The organism is Halocella sp. SP3-1, assembly GCF_003953885.1.
GTDB classification, from domain to species: Bacteria; Bacillota; Halanaerobiia; order Halanaerobiales; family DTU029; genus Iocasia; species Iocasia fonsfrigidae.
Genome location: NZ_CP032760.1, coordinates 1,833,102 through 1,855,824 on the forward strand (window position 1 = coordinate 1,833,102; position 22,723 = coordinate 1,855,824).

Annotated in this window: 20 protein-coding genes; 16 read left to right on the plus strand and 4 right to left on the minus strand. The window is 34.4% G+C overall.

What is annotated here, in order from left to right; genetic code table 11:
• Nucleotides 1-3: 3 nt before the first annotated feature.
• Both hydE and D7D81_RS08715 read right to left on the minus strand, forming a co-directional pair.
• Nucleotides 4-1,068, minus strand: coding sequence for a [FeFe] hydrogenase H-cluster radical SAM maturase HydE (gene hydE / locus D7D81_RS08710; protein ID WP_125989174.1), 1,065 nt, complete (start codon nt 1,066-1,068; stop codon nt 4-6).
• Nucleotide 1,069: 1 nt separating this feature from the next.
• Complete coding sequence (locus D7D81_RS08715; RefSeq protein WP_125989176.1) at nt 1,070-1,324, minus strand: TM1266 family iron-only hydrogenase system putative regulator; 255 nt, start codon at nt 1,322-1,324, stop codon at nt 1,070-1,072.
• Nucleotides 1,325-1,670: 346 nt separating this feature from the next.
• Here D7D81_RS08715 and D7D81_RS08720 point away from each other — a divergent pair, with 346 nt between their 5' ends.
• The 4 genes from D7D81_RS08720 (at nt 1,671) to D7D81_RS08735 (ending at nt 3,315) form a co-directional block, all read left to right on the plus strand.
• Nucleotides 1,671-1,889: a DUF5320 domain-containing protein gene (locus tag D7D81_RS08720; protein WP_125989178.1), complete on the plus strand. Its 219-nt coding sequence runs from the start codon at nt 1,671-1,673 to the stop codon at nt 1,887-1,889.
• 76 nt (nt 1,890-1,965) lie between these two features.
• Nucleotides 1,966-2,451, plus strand: a complete 486-nt coding sequence (locus tag D7D81_RS08725; protein ID WP_125989180.1) for a flavin reductase family protein — start codon at nt 1,966-1,968, stop codon at nt 2,449-2,451.
• A 40-nt stretch (nt 2,452-2,491) separates the two neighbouring features.
• Nucleotides 2,492-2,962, plus strand: coding sequence for a Fur family transcriptional regulator (locus D7D81_RS08730; RefSeq protein ID WP_125989182.1), 471 nt, complete (start codon nt 2,492-2,494; stop codon nt 2,960-2,962).
• Nucleotides 2,962-3,315 (plus strand): NifB/NifX family molybdenum-iron cluster-binding protein, encoded by a 354-nt coding sequence (locus D7D81_RS08735; protein WP_125989184.1) that lies wholly within the window; start codon nt 2,962-2,964, stop codon nt 3,313-3,315. The genes D7D81_RS08730 and D7D81_RS08735 overlap by 1 nt, the downstream gene beginning before the upstream one ends.
• Before the next feature lie 356 nt (nt 3,316-3,671).
• Here D7D81_RS08735 and D7D81_RS08740 read toward each other — a convergent pair whose 3' ends face one another.
• Entirely contained in the window at nt 3,672-5,795 is a 2,124-nt protein-coding gene (locus D7D81_RS08740) for a HelD family protein (protein ID WP_125989186.1), read from the minus strand.
• Entirely contained in the window at nt 5,788-6,645 is an 858-nt protein-coding gene (locus tag D7D81_RS08745; RefSeq protein ID WP_125989188.1) for a helix-turn-helix domain-containing protein, read from the minus strand. The genes D7D81_RS08740 and D7D81_RS08745 overlap by 8 nt, the downstream gene beginning before the upstream one ends.
• A 391-nt stretch (nt 6,646-7,036) precedes the next feature.
• Between D7D81_RS08745 and D7D81_RS08750 the strand changes: the two genes are divergently transcribed.
• From D7D81_RS08750 to D7D81_RS08805, 12 genes are all read left to right on the plus strand, one after another.
• On the plus strand, nt 7,037-8,113 hold the full coding sequence (locus D7D81_RS08750) for a GntR family transcriptional regulator (protein WP_125989190.1): 1,077 nt from the start codon (nt 7,037-7,039) through the stop codon (nt 8,111-8,113).
• Between the two features lie 111 nt (nt 8,114-8,224).
• Nucleotides 8,225-9,733, plus strand: a complete 1,509-nt coding sequence (locus D7D81_RS08755; RefSeq protein WP_125989192.1) for a sugar ABC transporter ATP-binding protein — start codon at nt 8,225-8,227, stop codon at nt 9,731-9,733.
• A gap of 23 nt (nt 9,734-9,756) precedes the next feature.
• Nucleotides 9,757-10,725: an ABC transporter permease gene (locus tag D7D81_RS08760; RefSeq protein WP_125989194.1), complete on the plus strand. Its 969-nt coding sequence runs from the start codon at nt 9,757-9,759 to the stop codon at nt 10,723-10,725.
• A 51-nt stretch (nt 10,726-10,776) separates the two neighbouring features.
• On the plus strand, nt 10,777-11,760 hold the full coding sequence (locus D7D81_RS08765; RefSeq protein WP_125989196.1) for a substrate-binding domain-containing protein: 984 nt from the start codon (nt 10,777-10,779) through the stop codon (nt 11,758-11,760).
• A 159-nt stretch (nt 11,761-11,919) separates the two neighbouring features.
• Nucleotides 11,920-12,606: an L-ribulose-5-phosphate 4-epimerase gene (locus D7D81_RS08770; protein ID WP_125989198.1), complete on the plus strand. Its 687-nt coding sequence runs from the start codon at nt 11,920-11,922 to the stop codon at nt 12,604-12,606.
• Between the two features lie 94 nt (nt 12,607-12,700).
• A complete protein-coding gene (gene araA, locus D7D81_RS08775) occupies nt 12,701-14,191 on the plus strand; it encodes an L-arabinose isomerase (RefSeq protein ID WP_125989200.1) in 1,491 nt (496 codons plus the stop codon).
• Nucleotides 14,192-14,581: 390 nt separating this feature from the next.
• Entirely contained in the window at nt 14,582-16,189 is a 1,608-nt protein-coding gene (locus tag D7D81_RS08780) for a xylulokinase (protein ID WP_125989202.1), read from the plus strand.
• A 190-nt stretch (nt 16,190-16,379) separates the two neighbouring features.
• Nucleotides 16,380-18,215 (plus strand): ATP-binding cassette domain-containing protein, encoded by a 1,836-nt coding sequence (locus tag D7D81_RS08785; RefSeq protein WP_125989204.1) that lies wholly within the window; start codon nt 16,380-16,382, stop codon nt 18,213-18,215.
• 17 nt (nt 18,216-18,232) lie between these two features.
• Nucleotides 18,233-18,817, plus strand: a complete 585-nt coding sequence (locus tag D7D81_RS08790; RefSeq protein ID WP_125989206.1) for an ANTAR domain-containing response regulator — start codon at nt 18,233-18,235, stop codon at nt 18,815-18,817.
• Between the two features lie 461 nt (nt 18,818-19,278).
• Entirely contained in the window at nt 19,279-20,175 is an 897-nt protein-coding gene (locus D7D81_RS08795) for an ABC transporter substrate-binding protein (protein ID WP_125992031.1), read from the plus strand.
• A 76-nt stretch (nt 20,176-20,251) separates the two neighbouring features.
• Entirely contained in the window at nt 20,252-21,763 is a 1,512-nt protein-coding gene (locus D7D81_RS08800; RefSeq protein ID WP_125989208.1) for a sugar ABC transporter ATP-binding protein, read from the plus strand.
• Entirely contained in the window at nt 21,747-22,721 is a 975-nt protein-coding gene (locus D7D81_RS08805) for an ABC transporter permease (RefSeq protein ID WP_125989210.1), read from the plus strand. Before D7D81_RS08800 ends, D7D81_RS08805 begins: the two co-directional genes overlap by 17 nt.
• Nucleotides 22,722-22,723 lie beyond the last annotated feature (2 nt).

The window sequence follows — 22,723 nt, forward strand, 5'->3', positions numbered from 1 at the left end:
TAATTATTTAGCAGTAATATTTGTTTTTAAACACTTAAGACTATCTCCTCTGGACATATCTATCTTAAAACCTGACCTTTCAACCCTTTTTTTTATTTCACTTAAGTTAGAGACATCTGTATTACCTTTATTTTGATAGATTTCATATTTACCCCTGCTTATAGCAGGTGAGATTACAGGCATAATAACATTGGCACCGGCTTTTAATCCTTTTTCCCAGCCTTTTTTATCAAGGGTATTGACAGCGGTAGTTACCGGCAGTAGTGTTTCTGGTAATAAAAGACGTATAAGTGATAAGAGCAGAAGAGTTTTATCAATAGAACCAGTTTGGCTTCCAGCTAAAGGGGTTTTCGGATGTGGTATCAAAGGTCCTATACCGACCATGTCTGGATTTAGTTTCTTTAAAAATAGTAATTCTTCAGTCAGTATTTTATTTGTCTGGCCAGGTAGACCTACTATAAACCCTGCTCCAACCTGATAGCCAATTTCTTTTAAGTTTTTAAGACATTGTAGCCTTCTGCTATAACTCATATCTGGATGATATTTCTTATATAGCTCTTTTGAAATACTTTCATGTCTTAAAAGAAATCTATCTGCCCCTGCCTGGTAAAATCTCTGGTAGCTTTTATAGGGGTATTCACCTATCGAGAGAGTTATTGCTGCCTCAGGGTGGTTTGATTTTAGCTTTTGCAGTAGTTTGATTAGTATATTTTCTTTGAAAAAATCATCCTCACCACTTTGCAGGACAAATGTTCTGTAACCGTGCTGATAGGCCAGCAGGCAACATTCAATTATTTTTTTTACTGAAAGCCGATAGCGCTTTATCTCCCTATTATTATTTCTGATTCCGCAGTAATAGCAATTGTTTCTACAGTAGTTTGAGAATTCCAGTAATGCTCGCAGATAAACTTTTTTCTGATATGTTTTTAAAACAGTCTTTTCTGCATAATTAAAAAGGATCTCTTTATTGCTGTCGTCAACCTTATTTAAGATGTAGAGGATGTCTTTAGATGCCAGTTGGTTTTCTAGATATAACTGTCTTAATAAATCCCTTAATCTGCTGTCCATATTATATTTCCTTTTTAGAAATAGATGTTTTCACATTTACACCCTCAATATTACCAAGTTTACCTGTTAGGCTATTAATATTATCAATACTGCCGATGACGATTATAGATATAGCAGCAACCCCTTTATCAGAAAGGGGTAATCCCAGCCGTCCCCTGATTAAATCTTTAAATTCCGCAATAGTACTATTAAATTTGTGCTGAGATTTGGCTGGATTATCTAGAACTGCTGCGACAACTGCTATTTTTTCCTCCATATTCTTAACCCTCCTTCGTATTTCTGGCTAAAAAAGAAAAAATCCCCAATGAAAGGGGAGTGGAATATATTTATTCCAGTTCCTTTCAGGTTAGATACAGCTATCTTTCCTGTCAGGTCTTAGATAGATTATATTTCAGTCAATTTAAGGGAACATCCCTCAAAAAGACTGAAACGTTTTGTGAAGTAAAGAACAACCTCATAATAAGTTTATATCATTTACTTAAGTATGTCAATAATAAAAATGTTCTGTTTGTAGGCTATACTAATATAATTATTGATTATTAGATATAATAGTGGTATACTATTAATGGGCATATGTTCAAAAAAGAAAGGGGTGATTTTGAATGCCAGCTGGAAATGGAACAGGACCTCAAGGAACTGGTCCAATGACTGGTAGGGGACTGGGCACTTGTACTGAAGCAGCTAATGAAGATAGAATTAAAACAGCAGCGGGGCCTCGTAGATATATGGCTTACCGTAGAGGAAATAGAAATGGTAGAAAAAGAGGCAGTGGTCGAAATCAAAAAGTAATTAAGTTGTGCTTTATATTTAGACCTGGTTAAAGGTATTTCCCTTCAGGTTTTTATAATAATCTGAAGGGAAATGTCTTTAAAATAAAAACTGGAGGTAATAATTATTATGAAAAGAGATGTAAAGGAATTTAAATCATGTTTAAAACCGTCACCTGATGTTGTTGTTTCCTGTCGGGGGGCAAACGGAGAAGACAATGCACTTGTAGTAGCATATGCCTGCAATTGCAGTTATGATCCCCCAATGGTTATGGTAGGTATAGTACCTAGTAGGTATTCGTATCATATGGTAAAAGAGACGGGTGTTTTTGTAGTTAATTTGGTGGCAGAGAAAAATAAAGAGGCTTTTGACTATTTAGGGAGTCATAGCGGTAGGGATGAAAATAAATTAGAAAAATTGTCGTTGAATTATAAAGAAGGGGTTAAGGTTGCAGCACCAGTATTGCTGGATTTTCCAGTAAATATTGAATGTGAAGTGGTTGATTCTATAAAAACAGGCTCCCATGAGATGTTTGTAGGAAAAGTAGTATATATTCATGCAGATGAAGAACTAATTGATGATGAGGGTAGAATAGTTTTTTCAAGAATCAAATAACTCATACATACCCTGTACAAATAGTGAAGAGGGGGGAAAAATGTCTAATGAGTATGAGAAAATAATAAATTGTATAGAAGGAAAAGGGGTTAGATTGACACCCCAGCGTAGGGCAGTTATTAATGTTTTTATTGAGAATAAGGATCAGCACCTGACAGCAGCTGATATATATGATCTCTTGAAAGTAAAGAATAGATCATTAGGTCTGGCTACAATATACAGAACATTAAACCTACTGGAGAATAAAGGTGTAGTGGTAAGAAGAAATTTTGATAGTGAAACCAGCAGTTACGAATTTATTATTAATCAGTCAGAACATAATCATTTAATTTGCAAAAAATGCGGAAAGGTAATTGAAATACCTGACTTATTACCAGATAATTTCAAGGAAACTATTTTTGAACAGGAAAAGTTCCATTATATAGCACACAGTACTAAAGTTTATGGCTATTGTCAGGACTGTCAGAAAGAATTAAGGGAAGAAAAAAATAATAATCAAGGAGTGAATTAATGAAGCTTTTAATCACTTGTGAAGATAATAATAATCAATTTAAAAGTAAATTTGATGCCAGGTTTGGCCGTGCCAATTATTTTGCTGTAGTATATACAGAAACAGGCGAACTGGAATTTATTAATAATTCAGCCAGTAATGCTGCCGGAGCAGGGGTTAGTGCAGCTCAACTGCTTGTTGATGAACATGCAGATGGGGTAATATCTGGTAAAATTGGTCCCAAGGCCTTAAATGGTTTAAAGGCTGGTGGAATTAAGGTCTATTATTTTAATGGTAGCGATATTGAGGAAGCAGTAAAGGAATTTACAAAGGGCAATTTAATTGTTGAATATGACCCGGCTGTTGTAGACTAGTTTTTATTTATATTTAAGTATATAGGTTTATATTGCTAAATAGTTTGATAAAAAAGACCTGGATTTTAACAAAGTCCAGGTCTTTTTTATCAATATATAATGCAGGGATTTTAGCTCGATTCCTTAATATTGTACAAAAATCATAATAGAATTTATAAAAAAGTTATTACAGACAAAAGTGGCAACTTATATGCAAGTTGCCGCTTAACCTACGTTTATTTGTGGAATGGCCGTGATTTAATATATTTTAGCTAAAATTAGTAAATTGTTTACGCCAAGGCCATGGATAATGGATCCCAAGAATAAAGTTTCGTGCCAGTACAATAGTCATTGATTGTTCGTTTGCTTGCTGTGTGTCAGTCATTGTTTTTCTCAATCAAGTTGGTCAAATCCCCGGTATATGTAAGTGTTAAGCGGTGCATTGCTCGAGTACAGGCAATATATAGTAGGCTACGGTCAAAATCCGTATGATAATTCTTTGTATTGGCTCCAGGAATCAACACCTCGTCAAATTCCAATCCTTTTGACATTCGAACAGAAGTAAGAGTTATACCATTTGTGAATTTATCACTGTCTAAGGTAAGTAGTTGGATATCATATTCCTTGCTTAAAACATCAAAAAGGGATTGTGCCTCTTGATTTGTTTTTAAAATAATACCTAATGTCACAAACTTGTTTTTGAAGAAACGAATTATCTCCTCTTTAATTTTGGTAAGTTCATCTTCCAAATCACAGCAAGCGATTATTTTGGGGACATCACCATGTCTTTCAATTGCTTTAAGATCCGATACATTCTGAATCCTTTTTGTAAAAGTAATGATTTCAAAGGTAGAGCGGTAGCTTTTATTCAATTCCATAAATTCGGCATCTGGATAGATTGTTCGCAAGTCGTTGAGCGCATGTATATTGTTTGGGTTTATACTTTGCCCAAAATCACCGAGTATTGTTTTATTACATGGAAAGAGTTTATTTATCACGGCGTATTGTACCGGAGTATAATCCTGCATTTCATCGATAATAAGATGCCGGATGAGCCGGTTTTCTTTCAATCCTTCTAATGCAGCATGAAAATACATGAAGGGATAAACATCTGGCCATTCTAATACTCCTTTTTTATGCAACACCAGCTTTTCCGGCATATTCATAACCTTAAAAAAGTCTTTATAGAGGGCTAAAGTGTTACTAAACTTAAGCATGGAAACCAGCTTTCTATAAATCGCCTTCTGCTTAGGTAACTCTTCACCACGGATGTTAGCAATTTTAAATTGTTCAAGAATATCTTCTGATACCCTATGCAACCGTTTTTTTATGGGATGTCTTTGATAAGCGTTATATCGTGTCAATATCCAATCCCGCGTTGCTTTGAAACGACCAAATTCATAATCACTGGGAACAAAATACTCCTTTGCGGCATATTCCAAATAATTGTCCATCATCATAACAAAATCGAGTGTAGATTTAAACTTTGCCCTTTCGTTCCATGCCGAGTCATTTATTTCAATGGGGTCACAATCTGGTTCATAATCTATAACTTTATCCAGTTGAATATCCGCAATGTCAGCAAAGCTCATTTCCCCAATTGGTTCTTCACCCAGTTCGGGTAAAACATTGGAAATATAATCTACAAACACCTTATTGGGAGAAAGTATAACCACATTATTTGCCGATAAGTTGTCTTTGTACCGATACAGTAAATATGCCACCCGGTGTAAGGCAATAGAAGTTTTTCCCGATCCTGCAACACCTTGAATAACCATGGTTCCAGCCTTTTCGTTTCTGATAATCTGGTTTTGTTCCCGTTGAATTGTGGCAATAATTGTTTTCATCTTTTTATCTGATGTATGACTTAACTCTCGCTGTAATACATCATCACGGATGTTTATAGCACTTTCCAAAACATATTCCATCAAACCATTTGATATTTTAAACTGCCGTTTACGAGTGAGCTCACCTTCAATCCTCCCCATCGGCGCTTCATATCCTGCACGTCCCAGCTCATAATCGTAAAACATGCTGGAAATAGGTGCACGCCAATCATAAATAAGGATTTCCGATTTATCTGAAAAAGAAAACCGACCAATATAAAAAACATTAGCATTGTCATCACCATCATAAGTAAAATCAATGCGTGCAAAATAAGGGGAATCGACTAGCTTTGCAAGCTTTTCCCGCAATTGTACTGCATATATTCCCGAATTTTCAATTTGTTTCATAAGAAGTTCATTTTGACAAATTTCCCGCGGGTCTATCTCATGACGGTAGTCAGCAAGATAGACTTTGGATTCCATATACTCTCTGTCATATTGATTTACCCTTTCTTCCGCCTGTTCTAAAGCATTCTTTAGCCTTATTTTAATCTTTTCAAGGTTCTCAATTTCATCAGGAAATTTTGAAAGCACATCATCGTCATTTTCCACTGTATGATCATGACGGTCAGATGTATTATCTGTCTTCCTGCCTTTTTGTCTTGATTTATTCATTATCTATACACCCCTCCAATTCTTTTGGCAATATCATTTTTTGTGTTGGGTAACCAAATTCGGTCAACAATTCTGCCTCGGCAAAACCAAAATCCTTTAGGATTTTTCTATACCCCGTATCCGCTTTGTCCCCTTTACGGAATGTGGTTATACTGATTTGCTTATTTGTCAAAAGTTCACAAATCACCTTATCTAAAAACAATTGGGTAAGTCCCTGGTTTCGATAAAGTGGGTGAACTCCTAAAAAATCAATACTTCCTGTTTTAAAGGAAATCATCATAATTCCGATGGCTATAGGGCCTTCTTTCATAATAAACGCACTATTTTCCTTGATGTAATGTTTTAGCACCTTGACATGCTTATCTTCTTTAAGTTTGGGAAACCCGTCAATAACAAGGCGTACTAAGTCCATCCAAAGTGGAATATCTGCCTTGGTAGCAAGCAGGATTTCACGTTTTGCGTTTGGTTTTTCTTTTAGCAAATCAAGGTGATTGTTAAATTTATATTCAAGCTGTAATGGATAAAACACCTTATTTTTTCTAAATTGAAGTGGAGATTCTTTGTACATTGCTTTAAAAATAGTGGTAAAAGCCTGTTGGCTTTCATATCCTGCTTTTAAAGCAATATCTATTATTGGTTTTTTAGAAAACACCAAGAGTTTTGCTGCTTCAGTAATTTGCCGTCGTTGCACATAATCGTGTATTGTCAAGCCAACTGTATCTGTAAACATGCGATGCAGATGAAATTTTGAATAATTAACAACGTTTGCAATTATATCTAAATCCAATTTTTCTGTAAGATGTTCTTCAATAAATTTAATGACCTCAATTACACTGTCAACCCTGCTCAATTCGCAATTCACCTCCCCGGCATATTAGTATAACAAATTCAAACACTTCATGTTTTCATCATTCTTGCGCATTTGTGTAATCTTTTAAATTGCCTTATCTAAATCTACAATTTTTTTGCTGATAACGCTTAAATTCAATATTTCTTCTATTATCTCCTTTTTAGAGATATAATTAACAGAAAAATATCTTTTAGAAGAGAAAAGAGAAAAAAATATAGAGAGGGGGCTACTTTATTCAAAGATTTTTCATACTTGTTTTAAAAGAGGGTAAATGATATAATTTTTGTTGGATTATTGAAATAATATTGAAATAATAAATAAAAAGGATTTGATTATTTCAAACAAATATAGTATAATAGTACGTACAAGTTGTTTGAGGAGGAGCTTTAAATTGGAGAATGCCAAAAGCCTATCTAAGTATATTATTGCTAAGAACTTTTATTTAGATTATATAAATAAAAAGGACTTAACTGGTGGTGAATTACTTCCGTCAGAGTTGGAGGTATCAAAAAAATTAGAATTTAGCAGGGATACTGTCAGAAGGGCTCTTAATGAACTGGAAAAAGAGGGGTATATTAATAGAGAGAGAGGCAGGGGTACTTTCTATACCAGGCCGAAAAAACGTTTTGAAGAAAAAAGAGTTGCTATTTTAACTACTTATGTAAGGAACTATATCTTTCCATCAATTATATCCGGGATTGAAGAGGTAGTAAGTGCCAAACATTATACCCTTACTCTGGCCAATACAAATAATGACCCTGCTCTGGAAAGAGAACATCTACGTAAGATTATTGACGCTGGTGTTGATGGTTTGATTATCGAGCCTACTAAAAGTGTTGAAAATAAAAATAAGGATTTATATCAGGAAATCTTTAAGGCCGAAATACCCTTTATAATGATTAATGCTATGTATAAGGAATTAAATACAGCCTATGTGATTTTGGATGATTTGCAGGGTGGTTATATGGCCACAAAATATGTCTTACAGTTAGGACACAGGAAGATAGCGGGTATTTTCAAAAAGGATGACCTACAGGGCGTCTATCGTAAAAAGGGTTTTGTGAATGCCCTGGAGGAATATGGAATTAATCCTGATGAGATTGATATTGGTGGATATTTGACTAATGAGGCTTCTTCATATTCATATTATTACGCAGATAAGATTATTAATAGTGATAAACGTCCGACTGCAATAGTATGTTATAATGATGAAATTGCGGTAAAAGTAATAGATGCTATTAATGACAATGGATTGAGTATACCAGAAGATATTTCAGTAGTTGGTTATGATGATTCAGTGTTGGCTACTACTGGTGGTATAAGATTGACCAGTATTAAACACCCGAAGGTAAAAATGGGTAAGAAGGCAGCCAGATTATTGTTTAATATGATTGAAATGGATGTTGAACAACCTTCTTTTATTTATGAACCGGAGTTAATTGTTCGTTCATCGTGTAGAGAGATTTAAAGTATATTTTTGTTGATGGTTGTACGAACAAATAACTATATTTGTAGTTAAGATGTTGTATATGGTTTCCTGAGTTAAAGTTAAAGACAAAAAAGGGGGGTAATTTATTTCATGGAAAAAGGAAATCCACTTTTAAAAATTGATGGCATTAGTAAATCTTTTTATGGGACACAGGCCTTAAAAGATGTAAGCCTGGAGATTAGTTCTGGTGAGATTCATGCAATATGTGGTGAAAATGGTGCCGGAAAATCTACTTTGATGAACGTTATGACAGGGATTATACAGGCAGATTCTGGTGAAATGTATTTTGAAGGAGAAAAGCTGGTAGATTTGTCTCCTAGGTTATCTCAGGAAAAGGGAATTAGTATTGTTCATCAGGAGTTAAGTCTGTGTCAGCATATGAGTGTTGCTGAGAATATCTTTATGGGACGGGTTCCTACTAAAAAAAATGAAATTGTTGATTTTAAGAAAATGCGTCAGGATTCTGCTGGTATTTTAGAAAGATTGGCTACTGAGATTGACCCGGCAACAGCTGTCAGGGATTTGAGTCTATCTCAGCAGCAGATGGTTGAGATAGCTAAGGCATTATCGATTAATACTAAGATACTAATTCTGGATGAACCTACTTCTTCTTTAACAGATACAGAAGCCCAGACACTATTTAAAAACCTAAGACGTTTAAAAGAAGATGGTATTGCGATATTCTTTATCAGCCACCGCTTAAATGAAATTTTTGAGATCTGTGATACCTATACTGTTTTAAGGGATGGGGAATTAATAGAAAGTGGTTCTATAAAGGATGTTAGTCCTGATGATATTGTACGCTTAATGGTAGGGAGAGAATTAAGTAATGCCTATCCAGACAAGGGTACTACTGTGGGAAAGACTGTTTTGGAGGTTAAAAATATCTCTTGCGAGGACTTGTTCTCCAATATAAGTTTTTCTGTAAAAGAAAAAGAAATTTTGGGAATATTCGGATTGGTTGGGGCAGGCCGAAGTGAGGTGGCTAGAGCAATTTTTGGAATTGCTCCTATAGATGAAGGTGAATTAGTACTCTTTGATCAAGATATCACTTCCAGTGATGTAAATGAAAAAATTGCTGAAGGGCTAGTTTATATTACTGAAGATAGAAAGACCCAGGGTTTATTTTTAAATATGGATATACAGGCTAATATAATTGCAGCTGACCTTGAACAGGTTAGTAAAGGTAATCTTCTGGATAATAAATTAGAAAAAAGTTTAAGTAATAAATATGTGGAAGAGATGAATACTCGTTATAGTTCATTAAAGCAACCCGTTAAGAGCTTAAGTGGTGGTAATCAACAAAAGGTATTACTGGGAAAATGGTTAGCTGTTAACCCTAGAGTGATTATTCTGGATGAGCCTACCCGGGGTATAGATGTTGGAGCAAAATTTGAGATACACTCTAAACTCAGAGAACTATCAGAGAAGGGGCATGGCATAGTTGTTATTTCCTCTGAATTACCTGAAATATTAGGTATTAGTGATCGCATTTTAATAATGCATCAAGGAGAAATTGTGGGTGAACTCTCTGCAGAAGAGGCCACAGAGGAGAAAATCATGATGTATGCTTCTGGTAGAAAGAGAGAAAAAAACTAGAATAATAATTGGGAGGTATTAAAATGGAGAAGGCGAATCAGAGTCTATTTAAAAAAATTATATCTTTTAGAGAAACTTCATTAACTTTAATTATTTTATGTCTTATGCTTATCTTAACATTTGTTACCCCGGGTTTTTTAACTAAATATAATATTAATACTACATTAATTGGTTTATCAATGGATGGTATCATGGCTGTTGGTATGGTTCTGGTTTTGGTTTTAGGGGGGATTGATTTATCTGTTGGTTCTGTTATGGCTCTATCTAATGTTACAGCTGGTATTGTTGCTATGCACTATGGTTTAAATATCTGGCTTTCTGTTTTAATAGCGATGTTTATATCCATTCTAGCGGGTTTAACAATTGGAAAGCTGATAACCAAAATAAAACTAAATCCCTTTATCACGACTTTAAGTATGATGTCAATTGCCCGGGGTATAGCCTATATCTTTACTGAAGGGTCACCTGTTAGTTTGGGTGAAATTTCCGTGGTTTTTGATTGGATTGGTAGGGGGAAAATACTAGGCATACCTAACCCAGGTATAATTCTTTTGCTGATTGTTATTGTAATGGATTTTCTAATGAGGAAGTCTAAGACATTTCGGGAAATTTATTATATAGGTTCAAATGAACAGGCTGCTGCATTTTCAGGGATTAATGTTAATAAAAGAAAATTGATGGTTTATATATTGTGTTCCTTTTTATCTGGTTTAGCAGGGGTTATTACTCTGGCACGTTTTGGTGTTGCTACTCCAACTGCAGGTGTTGGGGCTGAACTTCGTGCAATTGCGGGTGCAGTTATTGGTGGTGCAAGCCTGAATGGTGGAGAAGGTACTGTTCTGGGGGCATTACTGGGAATAATACTGGTGGCCTTGGTAAATAATGCCCTGGTTTTATTAAATGTATCAGTTTACTGGCAGAGTCTTGTTACTGGCCTGGTATTACTAACAGCAGTTATCGTAGATATGAGGGTTCATAACAAGAAAAATTAGGTTAAGGTGATGTGTAACATCATTTTAATAAATAAAAAATGGAGGGATAGTATGAAAAAGTATCTATTTTTATTATTGACTGTAGCAGTATTAAGTGTTGGCTTTAGTGGGGTTGTTGCGGCAAGTCCGTTGCAGGGAAGTGAAGATGATGTCTATTATATGGTTACCTTTGTCTCTGGTATTGAATACTGGAAACCAGCTTTTAAAGGTATGGAAGCAGCAGCTAAAAACCTTGGTGTTACTGTAAAATATACTGGTGCCAATGATTATGATATTAATCAGCAAGTAACAGTATTAGAACAAGTTATTGCCAAAAAACCGGCTGGTATACTTTTGACATGTATTAATCCAGATGCCCTTAAAAGACCAATTAATGGGGCTATTGAGCAAGGGATTCCTGTGGTGACCTTTGATGCAGATTCACCAAAATCGGATCGTTATTCATTCCTGGCTACTTCAAACTATTCTGCTGGTGTAAAAGCTGCTAGATATCTGGCCGAATTAAATAATGAAAAGGGAGAAGTAGGACTGATAACAATTCCTGGTCAGTTAAATCATGAAGAAAGGGCTGCTGGATTTAAAGAAACTATTGCCAATGAATATCCTAATATGGAAGTAGCCTCTGTACAGGATGGCAAATCAGACCAGGCTGCTTCTGCTGCAGCTATGGGAGCTATGCTGCAGGCCCATCCTAATTTAGTAGGTGTCTTTACTACTGAGGCCTCTACTGGTGTTGGTGCGGCAACTGCTGTAAAAGAGGCTGACAAGGTTGGAGATGTTAACATTATTAGTTTTGATGTTGATAAGGGTACTCTGGATTTTGTAAAATCTGGTGTAATCGATGCAACAATTGCTCAGGGTACCTGGACAATGGGGTATTGGGGGGAAATGTTCCTTTTCCACCTGGCAAATGGCCTTCTAACTCCAATTGATGGTGATTGGAAGACCGCCAAGGTTGCCCCACTACCTGCTTATGTAGATACTGGTGTTAGCATTGTAACAAAAGATAATGTTGAATACTTCTATGGTAAATAAAATATGATAGGAATAAGTTTACCACCAATAGGAGTATACTCTTATTGGTGGTAAACTTTTATTAAGTAATGTTTTGTAGATACTTTTATAATACTTAGTTTAGATGATATATCAGTTAAAAATTAATAAACAATGTAATTAATGGAGGTGTTTATTAAAGTGTTAGAAGAATTAAAAGAAATAGTATTAGAGGCAAATTTAGAATTAAAACGTAAAAACCTTGTTATTTATACCTGGGGAAATGTAAGTGGAATTAGTCGTGAAGATGGTTTGATTGTAATTAAACCCAGCGGAGTTGCTTATGATCAATTAACTGTCGATAAGATGGTAGTGGTTGACCTGGAGGGAAATATAGTAGAAGGCGATCTAAAACCATCTTCTGATACTGCTACTCATCTTGTTCTTTATAAAAATTTCAAAGAAATTGGCGGTGTTGTACATACCCATTCTCCAATGGCAACAAGTTGGGCGCAGTCGGGTCGCGATATACCCTGTTATGGAACAACCCATGCCGATTATTTTTATCAGGAAATCCCCTGTACAAGAATTATGACTGTCGAGGAAGTGGATAGTGCCTATGAAGTGTACACTGGTAAGGTTATAGTAGAAAGGTTTAGAGATAAAGATTATAATTATACACCGGGTGTTCTGGTGGCTGGCCATGGGCCTTTTACCTGGGGAATTGATCCGGATAATGCTGTTCATAATAGTGTAGTACTGGAAGAGGTAGCTAAAATGGCGCTTAATACTTTTCTCTTAAATAAAACTAGCAAAGGTGTGCCTGATTATGTAATGAATAAACATTTTTATCGAAAACATGGGAAAAATGCTTATTATGGACAATAATAGTTAAAATTTTGAATATTAATATGAATCCTATAGTTATAAAGATTAATGAGTTTGACAAATTATTAATAAACAATTAAGGGGGAAGATAGATATGGTTAGTGTAGATAATTATGAAGTTTGGTTTGTAACAGGTAGCCAACACTTATATGGTGAAGAGACTTTGCATCAGGTTGCAGAACATAGTAAAAAGATAGTGGAGTTTTTTGATGAAGGGGATAGAATTCCAGTAAAAGTTATTTATAAACCAGTAATGACAAATGCAGAAGCAATCAGGGACCTTGTATTAGAAGCAAATGCCAAAAAATCTTGTATAGGTTTAATTACCTGGATGCATACCTTTTCTCCAGCAAGAATATGGATACCGGGTTTAACCCTGCTGCAGAAACCTTTTGTTCATCTTCATACCCAGTTTAATAGGGATATACCCTGGTCAGAGATTGATATGGACTTTATGAATCTTAATCAATCTGCCCATGGTGGTCGGGAATTTGGTTTTATGGCTTCAAGATTACGTAAAAATCGGAAGGTAGTTGTCGGTTACTGGCAGGATGACACTGTAATCAAACAACTGTCTGATTGGAGTTTGGTTGCTGCTGCCTGGCAGGATAGTCAAGGTGCCAAGATAGCACGTTTTGGTGATAATATGCGGCAGGTAGCTGTTACAGAAGGTGATAAAGTTGAAGCTGAGATAAAATTAGGTTATAATGTTAATGGTTATGCCCTTGGTGATCTTGTTGCATATGTGAATCAGGTACAGGAGCAGGAGATTAATGATTTGATTGAAGTATATAAGGAAGAGTATAACATTGTTGAAGAATTACTGGAAAATGGCCAGTATTATGATTCTTTGAGGGAAGCTGCCCGGATTGAAGTAGGTATGAGGGCTTTTCTAGAAGATGGTGATTTTAAGGGGTTTACCACTAATTTTGAAAACCTCTATGGTTTAAAACAATTACCGGGTCTAGCTGTGCAGCGATTGATGGCTGATGGTTATGGCTTTGGAGCTGAGGGTGACTGGAAGACTGCGGCCTTACTGCGGGCGATGAAGGTAATGGCTTTAGGGAAAGAAACTGCTTTTATGGAAAATTATACTTATAATCTGGAACCTGGCAATATGCAAGAACTGGGAGCTCATATGCTAGAGGTTTGTCCTTCTATTGCTGCTGCTAAACCTACCGTAGAAATACATCCTTTATCTATTGGTGATAAGTCCGATCCGGTAAGGTTAGTTTTTAATGTTGGTCCAGGAAAAGGTTTAAATGCTTCACTTATAGATATGGGTAATAGGTTCCGCCTTCTGGTGAATGAAGTAGAAGTAATTTCACCAGAACATGATCTACCGAAGTTGCCAGTAGCCAGAGCCGTCTGGAAACCGCTACCTAATTTGAGGACTGCAGCAGCTGCCTGGATTTTAGCAGGGGGGGCTCATCATTCTGGTTTTAGTAAGGTGGTAACGGCCGAGATGTTGGAAGATTATGCTGAAATAGCGGATATAGAATTTTTAGTGATTGACTCAGCTACCAAAATAAGGGATTTCAAGAAAGAGATCAAATGGAACGATATTTACTATAAAATAAGATGAATTTAAAGTTATGATTATTAGAAATATACTGGATGATTTTAGTTATGTTATTGTCTGGTATAATTAATAGAATGAGAGGGAAACTTTACTAACTCCTCGCTTATATAGAGTTTCCCCATTTTTTAACTAAAATATAAAATTAATAGCTAAAATTATGGATATTGCTCTAAAAAGTGAAATGGCCTCCTGCTTTTGGTATAAATTTGTTTAACAACTCAAGAGGAGGCTATTTCCTCTATGATTAAATAGGCTAAACTTAAAATTCTACTAAATAGGGACTTGAAAATTAGTGACACTTACTATATAGTTATATTAAAATTGCAAAAATATTTATGAATAATAATATACAGAAAATTTTACTTATTATATTAATGACTAGGAGGGTAAATTATGAGTCTTGAATTGAATGAAATTAGAAATGCCATTAATAATGGCCAAACAGCAATTGGGATTGAATTGGGTTCGACTCGTATTAAAACTGTTCTGATTGGTCCAGACAATACACCGCTTGCTTCTGGCAGTCATGATTGGGAAAATAATTATGTCAATAATGTTTGGACATACAGCTTAGAGGATATCTGGGAGGGTGTACAGAATAGTTATCAAGATATGGTCAGCAATGTTAAGGATCAATTTGGAGTGTCCATCCAAACCACAGGGGCAATTGGTTTTAGTGGCATGATGCATGGTTATATGGTTTTTGATCAAAACGATAATCTTTTAACACCTTTTCGTACCTGGCGAAACAATATAACTGGCCAGGCTTCTGAGGAATTGACCAAGTTGTTTAATTATCCTATCCCACAAAGGTGGACTATCGCTCATCTTTATCAAGCTATCTTAAATAAGGAAGAACATGTCTCAGATATTAGCTATCTAACAACACTGGCTGGTTATATACATTGGAAATTAACCGGACAGAAAGTTTTGGGAATAGGTGAAGCTTCAGGATATTTTCCTATTGATTTAGAAACGAAGGATTTTAATTCAAAAATGATTGGACAGTTCAATCAACTCATCAGTCCCTTAAATCTCTCATGGCAATTGGAGGACATTCTGCCAAATGTTTTAGTGGCTGGCACCAAAGCTGGAAAATTGACAGTAGAAGGAGCACGGCTTCTAGATATTACTGGTGAGTTGCAGCCGGGTATTCCCCTATGTCCACCTGAAGGTGATGCTGGTACGGGTATGGTGGCTACAAATAGTGTATCTGTTCGTACTGGTAATGTATCTGCTGGAACATCTGTATTTGGAATGATTGTACTGGAAAGAGAATTATCGAAGGTATATTCAGAGATTGACCTGGTGACAACACCTGATGGTAAACTAGTGGCCATGTCTCATTCCAATAATTGTACATCTGACCTGGATGCATGGATAGGTCTCTTTGACGAGGCTGCTCAGGCACTGGGTCTTAACTGTGACAAGTCGAAGCTTTATGAAACTTTCTATAATATGGCATTAGAGGGTGATCCAGACTGTGGTGGTTTATTATCTTATGGCTATATTTCAGGTGAACATATGACTCACTTTGAAGAAGGACGTCCTTTGTTTGTACGTTCATCTAATAGTAATTTTAACTTGGCTAATTTTATGAGAGTACATTTATTTACCGCCTTAGGTGCTTTGAAAACTGGCTTTAATATTCTTTTTAAGAAGGAATCAGTTCGGGTAGATCAAATCCTGGGTCATGGCGGTTTGTTTAAAACAAAGGGAGTAGGCCAGAAGATAATGGCTGCTGCCCTTAATGTCCCTGTAGCTGTTATGGAAACTGCTGGAGAGGGTGGAGCCTGGGGTATTGCTTTGCTTGGTTCTTATATGATTAATCGAGAAGAAAACGAATCATTGGTTGATTTCCTTAAAGAAAAGGTTTTTTCCGGGAAGATGGGAGAATCTATTACTCCTAATCCATCAGATGTTGCAGGTTTTAACGAATTCATGAAACGTTATAATCAAGGACTTGCTATTGAAAGAGCTGCAGTGGATAATCTGAAATAAGATTGTCAGAGTCAGCGGTAAATAAGTTTTTGCCATGGGTATTGGTGTTTAATTAATAATATAATGTATCGTGTTAACTCTTAATTGTTGATAACTAAGGGCTGTCTTAGAATTAAAAAACTGAGGCAGTTCAATTTTTTTAAAACGGAAAAAACAACACAAAGGACTTGTTTTTTGGAGATGATTTGTTATGGAGAAAAATATAATTCTAGAAATAAATTCTTTGTCTTTTTATAACAATGATTGGACTAATCTTGAAGATGTTTTACTTAAAATATGTAAAGGAGAGATATTTGCATTAATAGGAGAAACTGGGTCTGGAAAAACAACCCTAGTCAATATACTGGCAGGGATAATTAATGATTATGAAGGTAGACTTCTCTATAAAGATTATTTGCTTGTTGATGAGGTAAGAAAAAGGGAATTTGGATTTTTATTTGAGAATTCATCATTAATAAAGGAGTTAAGTGTAGCAGAAAATCTAGCTTTAATTAAATATCCTAGAAGGGGTATTTCTCCATTAATAAGTTGGAAAAAGGTTAATAAACAAGCCGCTAAGGCCTTTGATAAATTCGGTTTAGAAATTGAACACCATAAAACAATTGGCGATCTTATGCCTGAGAAACAAAAGCTGGTAGAAATAATTAAGCTAGTTTTGGCAGAACCGGAGATTTTAGTTTTACATGAACCTACTAATAATTTAAATGTTGATACAATTAATATCTTATATGATATAATAAATTATTATACGGAAAAAGGTGGAACAGTAATTTATGTGACCAGGCAATGGGAAGAAGCTCTAAAAGTTGCCGATAATATAGCTGTATTAACTAAAGGAAAGATTGCTGGGGTTTTAAATGTCGATGATGCTAAAAAAAATCCGCAGAAGTTGATTAATTTGTATCTTGGTAATTCCAGCAATCAAGAAACTGAAAAAGATGATATGGGTGTAATTGATTCCATTTTTAAAGCTGCTGAATTTTTAGCGTCAGAATATGAATTGAAAGATATTTTGAATTTTTTTGCTGAGCGTGTTAGTGGAATTATGGGGGCAAATAGTTGTATTATAGATTTGATCGATGAAAAGGCGAAAACAGTTATTAATAGAGTGTTGTATAATCATAATAATTTACCAGAGTTAAAATTAGATAAAAAGATTGAAATTATAAAAAATAACAAATTGTTTTATTTGACTGAACGGGATAAAGAATTTAAGTCTTTTTTTGAAGATGATCCAGTAGAAACCAAAACCTTAATTTGTGCACCGGTATTGATGCGTTCTCAACTGGCTGGAATAATAGAACTTTATTATGAGAATATTTTTGTATATTCTGAAAAAGAATGGAAATACTTATCTACTCTGGCACGGCAAGCAGGAATTGCTGTAGAGGATACAAGATTGATGGGACGTTCAGCTCTTTTAAAGGAAAGTCATCATAGGATAAAAAACAATTTACAATCTATTATTAGTTTGATATCTATTCAAAGGAAATTTTTAAGAAAAAACAAAAATATAACAATAGACTTCTTTTTAAATATACTTGATGATATTATATCCAGGATAAAAAGTATTGCTGCTGTCCATGATTTGTTATCAAAAGATGAATTAGGTAGGAGTATAATTAATTTAAAGCAGATTGTAAAAAAAGTACTTGAATTTGCTGCTTATCCTAATTATAATAAGGAAATTACTATTAACCTAAATTTAGAGGATATTTTTATACCGTATAATAAAGCGACTACAATAATGCTAATAGTTAACGAGCTTTTAACAAATTGTTATGAACATGCTTTTCAAGGGAGGAACATGGGGGTTATTGAAATAGATTGTCAAAAAAAAGAAGACGGAATATGGTTAATAGTCAGGGATGATGGGATTGGTTTGCCTGATAATTTTGATATCAAAAATACTAAGAGTCTTGGTTTAAGTATTGTTCAATCAATTATTTTTAATGAATTTCATGGTAGTTTTCAGTTGAATAGCAGAGAGTTGGGGACAGAGGTTAGAATAACATTACCTCTTTAATAAGGGGGAGGAGAGTAATGAAAAAGAAGTTAAGAATTTTAATTGCTGAGGATGAATATTTAGTTTTAATGGGATTAAAAGCTGATCTAGAAGAACTGGGACATGAAATTGTCGTAGAAGCAACTGATGGTGAATCGGCAGTAAAGAATGCTTTAGAGGTTAAACCAGATTTGATCATAATAGATATAAATATGCCTAATATGGATGGTATTGAAGCCTTAAAAATGATTAATAAAAACTTAATTATTCCCAGTATTATTATAACCGGCTATTCTGATAAAGAATTAGTAGAACGTGCTTCCAAGGTAGGTGTTTTTGCTTATTTAGTTAAACCAGTAGAGAGAAAAGAACTGCGGGCGACTATAAATGTTGTTATGAATAGGTTTGAAGATTTAAAAAAAGCAAATGATGAATTAGATAATACTAAGAAGGCTCTGGAGATCCGTAAGTATATCGAAAAGGCTAAAGGTATTTTGATGGATACCCTGGATATAAGTGAAGAAGAAGCTATGAAAAAATTGCAAAGAAAGAGTCAAGATAAAAATATTAGGATTGTTGATATTGCCAAAGAGATTATTAAAATTAATAATTTAGTAGAATAGCTATCTGAGATGAAGCAAAGTAAAGAATTATTAATATAATTTGTTATAATCTCGAAAATAATGCGTTTATTTACTTGAAAATATTCAGGCTTTTTAGTATACTTAATATATACAAAAAATTAAATACTATCTATAATAGTTTTGTACTGATGGTGGTATAAAACTATTAAGAAAACATGGTGATGAAGCCCTGTTTTATATTTACATAGTTATTAGGCTATGTGTAGTATAAAATAGGGCTTTTTTTGTATTTAAATAAATTTTTTATATTTTTAGGTAATTATAAAAGTATTATAAATTAATAATGTAATTACTAATTTATAAATTAGGAGGTGAATCGCATTACTTTTGTTTATTATAGACTTAATAAATAAGCTTATAATTAATATAAGAAAGAGAGTAATTATTAATTTCAAAAACAAACTTAGGGGGTAAAAATATTGAAAAAGATAGCTATATTAATGGTTTTAGTACTGATTTTGGGCTTAACGGGTGGAGTTCTGGGTGCTGATAAAATAAAGCCCCCGGTTATTGGTATGGCTTTTCAGGAAATGAATAATCAATACTTTATTGTAATGAAAGAAGCCCTTCTTGAAGCAGCAGAATCAATAGGTGCACAGGTTTATTATACTGACGCACGTCATGATGTTAATAAGCAGATTAGTGATATTGAAGATATGATACAAAAAGGTATTGATATCCTATTATTAAATCCTGCTGATTCGGTTGGTATTGAAGCAGCAGTTATTGAGGCTGAAGAAGCTGGAGTTATTGTTGTAGCAATTGATGCTCAGGCTAAGGGGCCATTAGATTCTTTTGTAGGTTCCAAGAATTATGATGCTGGTTATAAGGCTGGTCTTCAGATGGCTAAAGATATAGGCGGTAATGGAAAAGTAGCTATTCTGGATGGTATTCCAGTTGTGCCTATTCTGGAAAGAGTTAGAGGATTTAAAGATGCTATAAAGGAAAACCCTGGTATAAAGATTGTCGATATTCAAAATGGTAGGCAGGAAAGAGATAAGGCAATGTCTGTAGTAGAAAATATGTTGCAGGCTCATCCGGATTTAGATTCTATTTTCAGTGTTAATGATATTGGCTCACTTGGTGCACTTGCTGCTATTCAAAGTTTTGACCAAGATGTAACCATCTATAGTGTTGATGGGCATCCAGAAGCAGTAGATGCTATTCTTAATGGGAATATTTTTAAAGCTACCAGTGCACAGTTTCCAAGAGATCAGGTTAGAATAGGATTAGGTGTTGCACTTGCAAAATATTGGGGTTCTGAAAAAGTTCCAGCAACAGTTCCCGTAGAAGTAAAATTATTAACTAAAGAAAATGCTAGTGGATTTAGCTGGTAATTAATACTTCTTTTAATTGAATAATGTAGTGGGGCTCAATTATTTGGGCCTCTACTAAAATTAGAGGTGAGATTTGGTGGATAATATTTTACAAATAAAGAACATTACAAAAGAATTTCCAGGTGTTTTAGCTTTGAATAATGTAAGTTTTGATATAAGAAGAGGAGAAGTACATGCCTTGCTGGGGGAAAATGGTGCTGGTAAATCTACTTTAATGAAAATATTATCAGGAGTTTATAAACATGATCAAGGCCAGATTATTTTAAATGGACGAGAAATACAATTTAATAACCCCAAGGAAGCTCAACAAGCTGGTATAAGTATTATTTATCAAGAATTTAGTTTGATTCCCTATTTAAATGCTGTTGAGAATATATTTTTAGGGCGGGAATTAAGGAATAATGGCTTACTTGATAAAAAAAGGATGAAAAAAGAAGCCCAAAATTTACTTGATCGCCTTGATGTTAAGATAAAACTTGATATTCCAGTTAATGAATTAAGTGTAGCAGAACAACAATTTATTGAGATTGCTAAGGCAATATCAATTAATGATGATATTTTGATTTTAGATGAACCAACTGCTACTCTGACTAATAAAGAAATTGAAGTTTTATTTAAATTAATAAAAAATCTCAAAAAAAATGGAGTTACTATGATTTATATTTCTCACCATTTAGAAGAAGTCTTTCAAATAGGTGATCGTCTTACCTGTTTAAGAGATGGTGAATGGGTTGGCACCGAAAAGATAGAAGATTTGACTCAAAATCATATTATCAAAATGATGGTAGGCAGAAATATTAAGAATGCTTATCCAGTTAGAAAGAATAAATCAATTAGTCAGGAAAATGCCTTGGAAGTTAAAAATTTAAAGAGGTGTGATTCTGATAATTTTATAAATTTTGGGTTAAAAAAGGGTGAAATATTGGGGATTGCTGGTCTGGTTGGTTCAGGACGGACAGAATTAGCTAGGGCTATAATTGGGGCTGATAAGACTGAGAGTAAAGAGATTATTGTTGATCAACATAAAACTGTGATTAATTCTCCTGCTTCAGCACTTAAAGCTGGTATTGGCTTGATTCCAGAGAATAGAAAATCCCAGGGGCTTATACTTGGTTTGAGTATTAAGAATAATATTTCAATTACAAGTTTAGATAAAATATTGAATAAAAAGATATTTTTAGATAAATCAAAAGAAAAAAAGAAAGTTGTTGAACTTATTGATAATTTAAAAATTAAAACACCCCATATGAAACAACAGGTTAATAATCTTAGTGGAGGTAATCAACAAAAGGTGGTACTGGCAAAATGGTTAGGAACTGATTGCAAGATACTAATATTTGATGAACCTACTCGTGGTATTGATGTTGGTGCTAAAGTAGAAATATATAAATTAATGAATGATCTGGTTGATGCGGGTATATCAATTATTATGATTTCTTCCGAGTTGCCTGAAATTTTAGGGGTAAGTGATAGAATACTAGTCATGCATAAGGGGAATATTGTGGCTAATTTAATAAATGATAATGTTAGTCAGGAAGAAATTATGTATTATGCTACAGGGGGTATTAATTATGACAGAACTAGCTAAAGAACAAAAAATAAAAAACATCAACATCAAAGACTGGTTTAAAATACCGGAAGTACTAACTTTTATAGGTTTTCTGGTTCTTTGCCTGTTATTAACATTGTTTACAGATAGATTTCTGGATGTTAGAAATTTAATAAATGTTGCTAGACAGATATCCATTAATGCCATTATTGCGGTTGGTATGACTTTTGTTATTCTGACTTCTGGTATTGATTTATCTGTAGGTTCAGTTATGGCTATTGCTAGTACAATAATGGCTGCTGCTATGGTAGATTGGGGTTTAAATCCACTTGTTGCTATTTTGATGGCTTTAGTTATTGGTGCAGCCTTTGGCTTGATTAGTGGCACTTTAATCTCTTATGCTAAGATGCCTTCGATAATTGTAACTTTAGCGATGATGGAGATACCACGTGGTTTAGCTTTATTATATACTGGTGGGTATCCATTATCCGGTCTGCCTGATAGTTTTTCAGTACTTGGTAGGGGTTATATTTTTAATATTATTCCCATACCGGTTTTAATTATGATTATTATTTATGCTATTGCTTATTTGCTATTAAATCACCTTCCTTTTGGTCGATATATCTATGCTATTGGTGGCAATGAAGAGGCAGCCAGATTATCTGGTATTAAAGTAAGCAGATATAAGATAATTGCTTATGTAGTAAGTGGAATTACAGCAGCTGCTAGTGGTATTATTTTAACCTCACGCTTGATGTCAGGACAGCCTAATGCTGGTGTTGGTTTTGAACTAGATGCCATTGCTGCTGTAGTACTTGGTGGAACTGATATTAATGGTGGTCGTGGTAGTATTGTTGGTACAATTGTTGGTGCTTTAATAATGGGAGTATTGAGTAATGGTTTGAATTTATTAGGTGTTTCTCCTTATGTCCAAAGGGTATTTAAAGGGTTAATTATTATCTTAGCTATTTACTTTAGTTCAAAAAAAGAAAAATAAAT

What these genes read in the sequence shown, in the direction of transcription:
- D7D81_RS08765 (WP_125989196.1), top strand. Translation starts at nt 10,777, where the DNA reads ATGAAAAAGTATCTATTTTTATTATTGACTGTAGCAGTATTAAGTGTT.
- D7D81_RS08785 (WP_125989204.1), top strand. Translation starts at nt 16,380, where the DNA reads ATGGAGAAAAATATAATTCTAGAAATAAATTCTTTGTCTTTTTATAAC.
- D7D81_RS08755 (WP_125989192.1), top strand. Translation starts at nt 8,225, where the DNA reads ATGGAAAAAGGAAATCCACTTTTAAAAATTGATGGCATTAGTAAATCT.
- D7D81_RS08720 (WP_125989178.1), top strand. Translation starts at nt 1,671, where the DNA reads ATGCCAGCTGGAAATGGAACAGGACCTCAAGGAACTGGTCCAATGACT.
- D7D81_RS08795 (WP_125992031.1), top strand. Translation starts at nt 19,279, where the DNA reads ATGGTTTTAGTACTGATTTTGGGCTTAACGGGTGGAGTTCTGGGTGCT.
- D7D81_RS08725 (WP_125989180.1), top strand. Translation starts at nt 1,966, where the DNA reads ATGAAAAGAGATGTAAAGGAATTTAAATCATGTTTAAAACCGTCACCT.
- D7D81_RS08715 (WP_125989176.1), bottom strand. Translation starts at nt 1,324, where the DNA reads ATGGAGGAAAAAATAGCAGTTGTCGCAGCAGTTCTAGATAATCCAGCC.
- D7D81_RS08780 (WP_125989202.1), top strand. Translation starts at nt 14,582, where the DNA reads ATGAGTCTTGAATTGAATGAAATTAGAAATGCCATTAATAATGGCCAA.
- D7D81_RS08735 (WP_125989184.1), top strand. Translation starts at nt 2,962, where the DNA reads ATGAAGCTTTTAATCACTTGTGAAGATAATAATAATCAATTTAAAAGT.
- D7D81_RS08805 (WP_125989210.1), top strand. Translation starts at nt 21,747, where the DNA reads ATGACAGAACTAGCTAAAGAACAAAAAATAAAAAACATCAACATCAAA.
- D7D81_RS08760 (WP_125989194.1), top strand. Translation starts at nt 9,757, where the DNA reads ATGGAGAAGGCGAATCAGAGTCTATTTAAAAAAATTATATCTTTTAGA.
- hydE (WP_125989174.1), bottom strand. Translation starts at nt 1,068, where the DNA reads ATGGACAGCAGATTAAGGGATTTATTAAGACAGTTATATCTAGAAAAC.
- D7D81_RS08740 (WP_125989186.1), bottom strand. Translation starts at nt 5,795, where the DNA reads ATGAATAAATCAAGACAAAAAGGCAGGAAGACAGATAATACATCTGAC.
- D7D81_RS08730 (WP_125989182.1), top strand. Translation starts at nt 2,492, where the DNA reads ATGTCTAATGAGTATGAGAAAATAATAAATTGTATAGAAGGAAAAGGG.
- araA (WP_125989200.1), top strand. Translation starts at nt 12,701, where the DNA reads ATGGTTAGTGTAGATAATTATGAAGTTTGGTTTGTAACAGGTAGCCAA.
- D7D81_RS08790 (WP_125989206.1), top strand. Translation starts at nt 18,233, where the DNA reads ATGAAAAAGAAGTTAAGAATTTTAATTGCTGAGGATGAATATTTAGTT.